The sequence below is a fragment of the Mycobacterium sp. IDUB_9 genome (genome assembly GCF_055419505.1).
In genome coordinates this window covers 1-10256 of sequence record NZ_JBVAXU010000009.1, presented here as the reverse complement: position 1 = coordinate 10256, position 10256 = coordinate 1, and the positions used below count along the sequence as shown (strand labels likewise).

Annotated in this window: 11 protein-coding genes; 2 read left to right on the top strand and 9 right to left on the bottom strand. The window is 67.6% G+C overall.

Annotation, left to right across the window (positions count from 1 at the left end; translation table 11 throughout):
• Nucleotides 1-135: 135 nt before the first annotated feature.
• From ACZY08_RS27190 to ACZY08_RS27180, 3 genes are all read right to left on the bottom strand, one after another.
• Nucleotides 136-1077: a copper transporter gene (locus tag ACZY08_RS27190; RefSeq protein WP_463747719.1), complete on the bottom strand. Its 942-nt coding sequence runs from the start codon at nt 1075-1077 to the stop codon at nt 136-138.
• A 14-nt stretch (nt 1078-1091) separates the two neighbouring features.
• Nucleotides 1092-2276 (bottom strand): putative cytokinetic ring protein SteA, encoded by a 1185-nt coding sequence (gene steA, locus ACZY08_RS27185; protein WP_463747718.1) that lies wholly within the window; start codon nt 2274-2276, stop codon nt 1092-1094.
• 100 nt (nt 2277-2376) lie between these two features.
• The gene (locus tag ACZY08_RS27180; protein ID WP_463747717.1) at nt 2377-2898 is read right to left on the bottom strand and encodes a CGNR zinc finger domain-containing protein; all 522 of its coding nucleotides are present in this window, start codon (nt 2896-2898) and stop codon (nt 2377-2379) included.
• A 143-nt stretch (nt 2899-3041) separates the two neighbouring features.
• Between ACZY08_RS27180 and ACZY08_RS27175 the strand changes: the two genes are divergently transcribed.
• Both ACZY08_RS27175 and ACZY08_RS27170 read left to right on the top strand, forming a co-directional pair.
• The gene (locus ACZY08_RS27175; RefSeq protein WP_463747716.1) at nt 3042-3503 is read left to right on the top strand and encodes a VOC family protein; all 462 of its coding nucleotides are present in this window, start codon (nt 3042-3044) and stop codon (nt 3501-3503) included.
• 15 nt (nt 3504-3518) lie between these two features.
• A complete protein-coding gene (locus ACZY08_RS27170) occupies nt 3519-4403 on the top strand; it encodes a pyridoxamine 5'-phosphate oxidase family protein (protein WP_463747715.1) in 885 nt (294 codons plus the stop codon).
• Here ACZY08_RS27170 and recN read toward each other — a convergent pair.
• From recN to ACZY08_RS27140, 6 genes are read right to left on the bottom strand one after another with little or no spacing between them, the layout of a single operon-like run.
• Nucleotides 4400-6160 (bottom strand): DNA repair protein RecN, encoded by a 1761-nt coding sequence (gene recN, locus ACZY08_RS27165; protein WP_463747714.1) that lies wholly within the window; start codon nt 6158-6160, stop codon nt 4400-4402. The genes ACZY08_RS27170 and recN overlap by 4 nt on opposite strands.
• Before the next feature lie 6 nt (nt 6161-6166).
• On the bottom strand, nt 6167-7090 hold the full coding sequence (locus tag ACZY08_RS27160) for an NAD kinase (protein ID WP_463747713.1): 924 nt from the start codon (nt 7088-7090) through the stop codon (nt 6167-6169).
• Nucleotides 7087-7896, bottom strand: coding sequence for a TlyA family RNA methyltransferase (locus ACZY08_RS27155; protein WP_463747712.1), 810 nt, complete (start codon nt 7894-7896; stop codon nt 7087-7089). The genes ACZY08_RS27160 and ACZY08_RS27155 overlap by 4 nt, the downstream gene beginning before the upstream one ends.
• Before the next feature lie 6 nt (nt 7897-7902).
• The gene (locus ACZY08_RS27150) at nt 7903-8109 is read right to left on the bottom strand and encodes a hypothetical protein (protein WP_463747711.1); all 207 of its coding nucleotides are present in this window, start codon (nt 8107-8109) and stop codon (nt 7903-7905) included.
• A 28-nt stretch (nt 8110-8137) separates the two neighbouring features.
• On the bottom strand, nt 8138-9154 hold the full coding sequence (locus ACZY08_RS27145; protein WP_463747710.1) for an HAD-IIA family hydrolase: 1017 nt from the start codon (nt 9152-9154) through the stop codon (nt 8138-8140).
• Nucleotide 9155: 1 nt separating this feature from the next.
• Complete coding sequence (locus ACZY08_RS27140) at nt 9156-10010, bottom strand: tetratricopeptide repeat protein (protein ID WP_463747709.1); 855 nt, start codon at nt 10008-10010, stop codon at nt 9156-9158.
• Nucleotides 10011-10256 lie beyond the last annotated feature (246 nt).

The following is a 10256-nucleotide window of genomic DNA, read 5'->3' as shown; positions in this document are numbered from 1 at the left end:
CTCCGTGACGACGGGCAGGGGATCGAGAAACTGCTGTGGCCTGCCGACCCACGGAATCTCACCTTAACACCGACACCGACAAGCCGCCGCTGGCGCGCCGCGTACGCCTGCGGCAAATCGGTGGCCGGCTCGCCCCTATTGCGGCACGGTCACCGACATCGCGCCCTGCCCGGTCCCGTACCTGCCCGGCTTCCCGCCGCCCACGAGGTCGCTCAGCGCCAGGATCGCGGTGATCTGGCCCGCGCTCGAATCGACGTCGTCCACCGTGCCGACCGCAGCCGCCAGTCCGGCGTCTGACCTGGTCACCGCCACGGGTCCGGTTCCAGACGCGGACCCGGAGCGACCCGTGAGCACGGTTCCCGTGCCGTGCGGAGCCAGGCCGGCGGCGAATCGGGCCACGGTCGCGCCGCGGTTACCGCCGTCTTCCCCCAGCCCGCCGCCGGTCACGATCAGCGCCGTGTTGGCCGCGCCGATGTGCGCATCGTCATAGGTGAGGAATCCGGTGTCGCGCAGCGCGGCGAGCACGGTCTGCCGCTGCATGTCATCGACGGGCGCCGCGGCCGGGTTCCGGTCGATCAGCAGGGTGATCCCCAACAGGTCGCCGGCCTGTGACCCCTGGTCCACCGCCGCGGTGCTCAGCTGTTTTCCCGCCGGCACGATCGGCGAGTTGACCACCGAGAGCAGCTTGTCCGCCGAATTCGCTTCGACGAACTCGTTCGTGAGTGCCACTTTCCCGGTCACGGTGCCGCCCGCGTCACGGACGAAACGCGTCACCGCGTCGACATCGCCGTCGGCGGCGTCCGGCGTGCGGAACACCACCACCGTCTTGTCCTTCAATGCGTCGCGTACCATCCGCGGCGCCATCTGGGCATCGAATTCGCTTGCGGCATTCAGCTTTTCATTGAGCGCGTTCTTGCCGTCATTGAGTGCCTCGATCTGGTGCTGGAGGTCCAACTTGTCGTCCCGAAGACCCGACAGCACCGTGTTCGACAGCAGTCCCGAACCCAGGGCCACCCCGATTGCCAGCGCCAGAAACACTGCCGCCAACGAAATCGCATGCGCGCGTAGCGTGATCACAGCTCACCGCCCACTCAGCTGACCAGGCTCTGCACCCAGAGCGTGAAGCGGTTCCAGTAGTCGACGACCAAGTCGAACACCGCACCATCGGCGCGAGACACCCACAGCGCCACGACCACGGCCACCAGCATGGCCATGACCAGCAGCGCGATCGCCCCGCCGGACACCCGGCTGCGGTACAGGGTCGCCACGGCCTTGGCGTCGACGAGCTTCTCCCCGACCTTCAACCGGGTCAAGAACGTCGACGGGTTGCTGCGCTGGCGCGAGCGGTCGAAGAACTCCTCGATCGAGGCAGTGTGACCGGCCGTGACGATCAGTGACGCACCGTGGTGATCACACAGCAGTAGCGCCAGGTCAGCCGCCGATCCCGCGGCAGGGAAGGTCATCGCACCCACACCGAGATCCTGGATGCGTTCCAGCCCGGCGGCGTGGCCGTCGGCGTCGGCGGGCAGCACCACCTGGGCGCCACACCGCAACACCTCGACGCTCATCTTGTCCGGGTCACCGACAATCAGGGCGGGCCGGTATCCGGCCTTGCGCAGGACATCCGCGCCGGCCCCGACGCCGACCAGCACCGGCTGGTACTCCTTGATGAAGGGCTTGAGCGCCTTGAGGTCCTCTGCTGCGTCGGGTTCCTCGGCGACTATCACCACGTGGCGACGGTGCAGGTCCACGTCGATGTTCGGGATTCCGATGCCGTCGATGAGCAGCGGGCTCTCGCTGCGGATGAACTCGATCGTGTTGCCCGCGAATGCCTCCAGGTGCGCCACGAGGCCACTCTTGGCGTCGTGCATCAACTCGTGGATCTCTTGGTCGTTGCGCTCGGTACCGACCGCGATGCGTCGGTCACCTGAGTAGACGCCGCCGTTGTTCAGGCGGATCCGCGCCCCGTCCTTGATCTTCCTGAAGACCTCCGGCCCGGCCTCGTCGATCAGCACCACACCGTTGGCGACGAGCACCTCGGGCCCGAGGTTGGGATAACGCCCCGAGATGGACGGCGAGGCGTTGACGACACCGGCGATCTGGGCCTCGACAAGCGCATCGGCCGTGATCCGGTCCAGATCCTGGGCGTCGAGGACGACGATGTCGCCGGGGCCGACGCGACGCAGCAGCCGATCGATGTCGCGGTCCACTCGCGCAGTGCCGGTCACTCCGGGACGCGTACTGGCATTGCGAGTGAGCAGCGTGGACATCTTCATGCGCCGATTCTGTCGGGCATCGCCGGTCAGAGGGCGGAGGCGCGCCGTAACACCAGCCTCACAAGTTGGCTTCTGTCACATCAGTAACAGCCAATCGGTCTCAATCGCGCTTCGCTGCATAGTGCCGCGCCGCCTTCGCGCGGTTGCCACAGGTGGCCATGGAGTGCCAGCGTCGTGCCCCGTTTTTGGAGGTGTCGTGGAACCACAGGATGCAGTGCGGATGTGCACACTGCTTGACGCGGTCGGGCGCCTCGGTCAGCAACCGCAGCAGGTCCACGGCGGCCAGCCAGCCGGCCAACCATTCGGGTTGGTGTACCTCGGCAGCCTCGGCGGGGCCCGTGGCCGTGAGGATGCGCCGGATCCGGCCGCGTTCCAGCACCTCATTCACCTCGTCGACGGATCCTGCCTGCAGAGCCCGCAGGATCGCCTCGCGGGCCGCGACCAGCGCAATCCGCGACTTCTCGTCAGCCTCGCAGCGGTCATCCAGTCCGTTGGCCAGCAACCAGCACCGCAGCCCCTCGACGTCCGCGAGAAGGTCCTGCGGTCCGTCCGCCGACATCCACCGGGTGTTCAGCAGATCCAGCGCAAGAGGTTCGCCGACATGCGGGCGCGGATCACGCATACCTGAGGGTAACCACGCGCCACCGACAGCAATGGACACCCGCCGAACTAACCGATGAAATTTGATTAGGCGGTTGACGGCAGCCCTGCACTAGTTCTAACCTGTGTAAACAACTTCAACGGTTATTCATTCAGGAGGACTACATGCCCGGGACCACCACGCCCCAGCTCGCCACCGGACACGTCGGCATCAACGTCACCGATCTCGACCGCTCCGTCGCCTTCTACCGAACCGCCCTCGGCTTCGAACCGCTGGCCGTCCACGGCGAGGGCGAGCACCGGTACGCCTTCCTGGGAGCCGGCGGGACGCTGCGCCTGACCCTCTGGCAGCAGAGCAACGGCCGATTCTCCACCGACACTCCGGGCCTGCACCATTTGTCGTTCGAGGCAGCCGACATCGATGAGGTGCGGACGGTCGAAGCAGCCCTGAAAGCACTTGGCACCGAGTTCGCGCACGACGGCGTCGTCGCGCACGGAGAGGGCGCCACATCCGGCGGTATCTTCTTCACCGACCCGGACGGAACCCGGCTCGAGGTGTACGCCCCGAATGGGGCGCAGACGGCCCCTGCACCAAATGGGGCGACCCCCACCTGCGGATTCTTCTGAGCCGAGTAGGTGAGCATGTATCACTCAGGTGAGTTGGCGGTGCAGCGGCGGATGGGGCAGTCGACCATCGCCGCGCGCGTCGGCCGGATGATCCGCACCGACGTTCCAGAGGCCGCCGCGGCATTCCTCGCCGAACAGCCGATGATCGTGGTCGCCGCAGCCGATGACCGAGGCCGGCTCTGGACCAGCTTGATCGCCGGCTCACCCGGCTTCGTCCACGCCGACGATCCACGCACGATCCTGCTGGAAGCGCTGCCCGGGCCGGGCGATCCTCTCCACGATCTGCTGCGCAGCGGTCAACAGATCGGGATGATCGCCATCGAGCCGCGGACCCGACGCCGGATGCGGGTCAACGGCTCCGCCGAACCAGCAGGGAAGGGCCTCCGGATCCACGTCGATCAGGTGTTTTCGAACTGCCCGAAGTACATCTCGCGCAGGGATATCACCGAGGTGCGGTCGACGATGGAGGTGCCCGACGTACACCGCGGCGAGTCACTGACTGACCGGCAGCAACAGCTCGTCGCCGGCGCCGACGCCTTCTTCATCGGGTCGGCGGATGCGGCGGGCAATGCCGACGCCTCCCATCGCGGTGGCAATCCCGGTTTTCTGCAGGTGCTCTCGCCCCGGCATCTGCGCTGGCCGGACTATCGCGGAAACTCGATGTTCATGACGCTGGGCAATATCGACGCCGATCCGCGGTGCGGATTGTTGGTGGTCGACTGGTCTTCCGGATCAACGATCCAACTCACCGGGACCGCCGAAATCAACTGGGATGAAGCCGATTCCGGTGCCGGCACACAATGCGCGGTCGACTTCACGGTCTCCGAAGTGGTCGAGCTGACACACATCAGCCCGTTGCGATGGGGCTCCGCCGAGTTGTCGCCGGCCAACCCGGGCTAGGGGGCGCTGCGCTCCTGCTGCGCGGCCTCGAGCAACTCTCTGGCGTGAGCCCGGCCGCTGTCGGACTCCCCCAGACCGGCCAGCATGCGCGCCAATTCGGCAACCCGGTCCTCATCGTCGATGCGCCGCACACCGCTGGACTTGGCACGGCCGTTACCGCTGTCGACCAGCAAGTGGGCATCGGCGAACGCCGCGACCTGAGGCAGGTGGGTCACCACGATGACCTGGTGCGTCCGGGCCAGCCGGGCCAGCCGCCGGCCGATCTGCACCGCGGCCCGGCCGCCCACGCCGGCGTCGACCTCGTCGAACACCATCGTGGTGCCGGCCGTCGACACCGACAGCACCACCTCGAGAGCGAGCATGACGCGCGACAGTTCACCGCCGGAGGCGCTCTTGGCCAGCGGCAGCACATCCGCGCCCCGGTGGGCGGTGAACCCGAACTCGACCGCGTCCACGCCGTCATGGCCGGCGTGCAGCAGCTCTCCGTCGGGCATAGTCACCGGCGCGGAATCATCGGCCCGTGCCGGCATCGGCGCCACACCGATCGTGAACACCGCATTGGTCATCGCCAGGCCGGCAAGTTCCGCGGTCACCGCTTTGGCCAGCCCCTTGGCCGCCTTGGACCTGATCTTGGTGAGTTCGCCTGCCGCCGTGGCCAACTGCGCCTCCAGCTCGGCGACCTTGCGGTCGAGGACAGCCAGACTCTCCTCGGACACATCGAGCTGCGCCAACCGCTCCGCGGCATCACGCGACCACTCCAACACCCCGTCGACGTCGGCGGCGTACTTGCGGGTGAGTGTGCGCAGCTCGGCCTGACGCGCCAGTTTCGTCTCCAAAGTGCTGGCGTCGCTGGGCAATTCGGAGAGATAGTCCCCGAGCTCGCCGGATACGTCATTGATCACCGCCATCGCCTCGGCCAGACGGACCGCCAGTGCCTGCAGCGCGGCGTCATCGGTGGATTCCAGCGCGGCTTGCGCCCGGCCCACACCGTCGGCCGCGGAGGTGGACTCCGCGGGCTCGTCCAGCTCGCCGGACAACGCGAAGCGGGCGGTCTGCGCCGCCTCCCGCAGCGCGTCGAGTTCCGAAAGGCGACGGATGTCGGCGATGATCGCCTCATCCTCACCGGGAAGTGGTGCGACAGCATCGATCTCGTGGATGCCGAAGCTGAGCCGGTCGGCCTCCTGGGCCAGTTCCCGGGCCCGCCGTCGACGATCGGTCAAATCACGACGCGCTGCCAGCCACTCGTCGCGGATACGCCGGTAGCGCGTCAGCGGCTTGTCCACCTCGGCGAACCGGTCGAGTGCCGCCCGCTGCTCGTCGGGCCGCATCAACCGCAACTGGTCGTTCTGGCCGTGCAACGTCAGCACCTGGGCGGTGAAACCGCTCAACGATTTTGCCGGCACGCTGCGGCCACCCAGATATGCCCGAGACGGTCCGGCCCGGCTCACCGAGCGAGCTGCGATCACACTGCCGTCATCATCACGCTCGGCGCCGGAGGATTCCAGGATCTGCTCGACCCTCCCGGACACGTCCTCACCGAGTTCGATTGTGCTGAACCGGCCTTCCACCACAGCCCGGTCAGAGCCCGAACGGACCCTGGTCGCGTCCGCCCGCGCCCCGCCGAGCAGATGCAGGCTGGTCACCACCATCGTCTTACCGGTGCCGGTTTCACCGGTAAGAACGGTCAACCCGCGATCGAACTCCGCGGTGGCAGCACTGATCGCGCCCAATGACTCGATACGAATCTCCGACAGCACAGGTATCTACTGCCCTCGCCATCCGGTGACCGGCAGCCGGAACTTGCGTACCAACCGATCGGTGAACGGTGCCGAGTCCAGCCGCACCCACTTCAGCGGCGTTCCACAGCGGGTCACTTCCAGCCGGCCTCCGGCCGGTACCACCATCTCGCGGCGACCGTCACAGAACACCAGGGCATCGTTGCCGCTCGCCTCGATCTCAACCGCGATACTGGCCAGCGGACTCGTGACCATCGGACGGGCAAACAGTGCGTGAGCATTGTTGGGCACCACCAGAATCGCCTCCAGGTCCGGCCACAGCACCGGGCCGCCCGCCGAGAACGCATAGGCAGTGGATCCCGTGGGGGTCGACACCAGCACCCCGTCACAGCCGAACGCCGACACCGGCCGGCCGTCCACCTCCACCACCACACCGAGCACCCCGAGCCGGGGTCCCTTCTCCAGGCTGGCCTCGTTGAGCGCCCAACCCCGGTCCACCACATCGGTACCCACCCGGACCGCGATGTCCAGGGTCATCCGTTCCTCGATGCGGTAATCACGCCCGATGACGCGCTCGAGCACGTGGTCGATCGCCTCGGCCTCGGCTTCGGCCAAGAATCCGATCCGGCCCAGATTGACTCCCAGCACCGGGATCTCGACGTTGCGTGCCAACTCCGCGGCCCGCAGGAACGTGCCGTCCCCGCCGAGCACCAGCACAAGTTCGCACCCTTCGGCGGCCCGCTCCTCTGCGTCGACCACCTCGATGTCCACGCCGAGGGCCCGCATGTCGTCGGGCGCCAGGTGCAACGGGCCGCGGTCCACAGCCTCCGCCGAGAGCACCTTCAGACCAATGCCGTTGTCGCCGAGCACCTTTTCCACCCGACGGGCAACTTCGGTCGCCTCGTCCCGGCCGGTGTGCACCACCAGCAGGATCGTGCGTTCAGCCGTCATTGCGGCCCCTCCTCGACCGCCTGCCGCACTGCCTGCTCGAGCGCTTCGCCGTCCAGCGAACGGTCGCTCCGGGCACGCAGGTGCAGGAAGTACTCGACATTGCCCGATGGCCCCGGGAGCGGGCTAGCCGTCACATCGACAGCATGCCACTGCAATGTGGCCGCCTTGCGCGCGACCGTGCACACCGCGTCGATGCGCAGCTCGGGATCGGACACCACGCCGCCGGCGCCCACCCGATCCTTGCCGACCTCGAACTGTGGTTTCACCATCGGAACGATATCGGCGTCGGCAGCTGCGCAGGCCGTCAGCGCGGGAAGAACTGTGGCCAGCGATATGAACGACAAGTCGGCCACGATCAGCTGCACCGGCCCGCCGATCGCCTCGGCAGTCAACTCCCGCACATTCGTGCGCTCCAGCACGTGCACCCGTTCATCGGACCGCAGCGGCCAGGCCAGTTGTCCATAGCCCACATCGGCGGCCACCACCTCCGCGGCTCCGCGGTCGAGCAGCACCTCGGTGAAGCCCCCGGTGGAGGCCCCGGCATCAAGGCAGCGCCGACCCTCAACGGCGACGTCGAACGCGTCGAGCGCACCGATCAGCTTGTGCGCGCCACGCGAGACCCAGGTCCGTTCCGCGGTCGCGATCACCGTGATGTTGGTGTCCGGGGCCACGGCCGTGGCCGCTTTGGCGGCCGGCATGCCGTCGATCCGCACGCGCCCGGCCTCGATCATCTCCGCCGCCTGCTGGCGTGACCGGGCCAGACCCCGCCGCACCAGCTCGGCATCAACGCGGGCGCGCCGCGCCACCGACGCTCACCTTCCGGTCGCCTGCGGTCCGCTTGGTTGCCCCCTGTCGACGGATTCAAGGGCCGCCACCAGCAGATCGTGGGCCTGCTCGAGTCTCGAGGCCACCACGTCGATGTCCATGCCTTCGAGTGCAGAGGGGTCCACCGCGGGATCCGGCACACCGGCCAGCACCGCAGCGACCTGGGCACGCAGTTCGTCGGGATCGGTACTCATAGCAACACTCACGCTAGTCGATGGCGCACTAATCGACCGGCACCGACAGCAAGGACCAACGTTGCAGTGCTCGACGGGCTGTGTCGTCGCCGGCCGACACCGTGAACGCGGCGTGGTCCAGGTCCGCACTCCAGACCGCATACGCGGTGGCCCTTACCACCGACAGGTCGTCGCGTGGATCCTCCCCGGTGGCATGCGCGGTCACCGTGTCCCGGTCCACATCGATCCGCCAGGCCGGCTGCGCCGCGATGCGCAAGGCGTCGGCGTCGTCATGCAGCCCCCGCAGATCCGCGGCCAGGTAGCCGGGACGCTCGGCAGGAACCGCCCGCACTGCCTCGACTGCGGTGCTGACGCCGGTGAGCACCATGAGACTCGGCAACCCCGCCGCGACGGCGCCGGCGATATCGGTGTCGAGCCGATCCCCCACCACCAGCGGAGTCGCGAACGTCCCACGGCTCAGCGCGTCGTTCATCAAAGTCGGTTGAGGCTTCCCGGCCACCAGTGGATCCTGGCCGGTCGCCACCCGCAATGCAGCCACCATCGAGCCGTTACCCGGTAGCAGCCCGCGCTCGGACGGCAGCGTCAGGTCCACGTTGGCCGCCACCCACAGGGCACCGGCACGAATGGCGAGTGCCGCCTCGGCCAGATCCGGCCATGCGGTAGTGGGCGAATGGCCCTGCACGACCGCGACCGGGTGCTCGTCGAACGTCCGAACCGGCCGTAACCCCGCGTTGCTCACCTCGCCGGCAAGTGCATCCGTCCCGACGACGAGAACGGCTGAGTCCGCCGGCAGATTGGCGGCCAACAGGTGCGCCGCACTCTGTGCGCTGGTCACCACATCGTCGGATTCGGCGGCGAAGCCGAGTTCACGCAGATGCTCGGCGACCTGTTCAGGCGCTCGCGACGCATTGTTGGTGACATACAGCACCCGTGCGTCGATCCCGGACAAGCTCTCCAGTGCACCCGCGGTGGGCTCGTGCCCGCGAAACACCGTGCCATCGAGGTCGAGCAGCAGGCAATCATGTTGCCGTGCAAGCGTGGTCACGTCAGGACAGCTCCGTGATCCGGTCTTCCGCGTCGGTGATTCCGTCGACATCAGCCTGCTCCGCGTGGACGAACCATTGCAGGGCCTCGTCGCCACGCCCAAGTGCCAGCAGTGTGTCGGCGTATGCGTAGAACAGCCGGGCCGAGGTCGGTCCCACTTTGGTCGGGTCCAGGGGCGGGGACGACAGAATCGCCAACGCCTGCTCGAACTGCCCGAGGTCGGAACGCGCACCAGCCGTGACGATCCGAAGCTCGTCGGCGTCCTCGCCGGTGAGCGCGACAGCCTCGTCACTGCGCGCCAGTTCCAGCGCCCGTTCGGGCCGGCCGACACCGCGCTCGCAATCGGCGATCATCGCCAGCAGGGCCGACTTGCTGCCCATGCGCCGCGCCGCACGCAACTCGGCGAGCGCCTGGGCCCAGTCGCCGCTGTAATACGCCGCGATACCGACCGCCTCACGCACCACCGCGATCCGCCCGGCCCGGTTGCGGGCGGCACGAGCGTGGGCCAGCGCCGTCTCGGGATCCTCATCCAGCAGCTTGCCGGCCATCACGAGATGGCGGGCCACGAAATCGGCGGTCGTCTTGTCCAGCGTGATCAGCTCCCGACGCACATCGGGAGCGAGCTCTTTCGCCTCGACGTCGACCGGCAATTTCGGGCCGTCGTTCCTCGGTTCGCCATCCTCGGTGGGCTGCGCCGACCGCGCCCGGCCCGGCCCGGAGGCCCGGGGTGCGCCGGCACGTTGATCCCTCCCGCGCTGGTCGTAGTGCCGGCGAGGGCCTGAACTGTTGCCCGATGCGCGGTCGTTCGATGCACGCCGCGGGCGCCGCTCTGCGTCGCCCTGTCTGTCTCCGACCACGTGTGCCTTTCTACCCGCCCTTCCCGCAAAGGATACTGGCAGCAGCCACGGCCGACATAATTATGTGAGCGCCGACGCAGCGAGTAATCGCTCGAATATCAACTGAATTCGACTGTGAAATCGATAATTAAAAACGAATCGCCCCCCACGTAAAACGTGGGGGGCGATTCTTAATTTGTGTTCGGCGGTGTCCTACTTTTCCACCCGACAGGGTAGTATCATCGGCGCTGGCAGGCTTAGCTTCCG

Coding starts and splice junctions, on each gene's coding strand:
- steA (WP_463747718.1), bottom strand. CDS start 2,276: ATGAAGATGTCCACGCTGCTCACTCGCAATGCCAGTACGCGTCCCGGA.
- ACZY08_RS27180 (WP_463747717.1), bottom strand. CDS start 2,898: ATGCGTGATCCGCGCCCGCATGTCGGCGAACCTCTTGCGCTGGATCTG.
- ACZY08_RS27175 (WP_463747716.1), top strand. CDS start 3,042: ATGCCCGGGACCACCACGCCCCAGCTCGCCACCGGACACGTCGGCATC.
- ACZY08_RS27170 (WP_463747715.1), top strand. CDS start 3,519: ATGTATCACTCAGGTGAGTTGGCGGTGCAGCGGCGGATGGGGCAGTCG.
- ACZY08_RS27160 (WP_463747713.1), bottom strand. CDS start 7,090: ATGACGGCTGAACGCACGATCCTGCTGGTGGTGCACACCGGCCGGGAC.
- ACZY08_RS27150 (WP_463747711.1), bottom strand. CDS start 8,109: ATGAGTACCGATCCCGACGAACTGCGTGCCCAGGTCGCTGCGGTGCTG.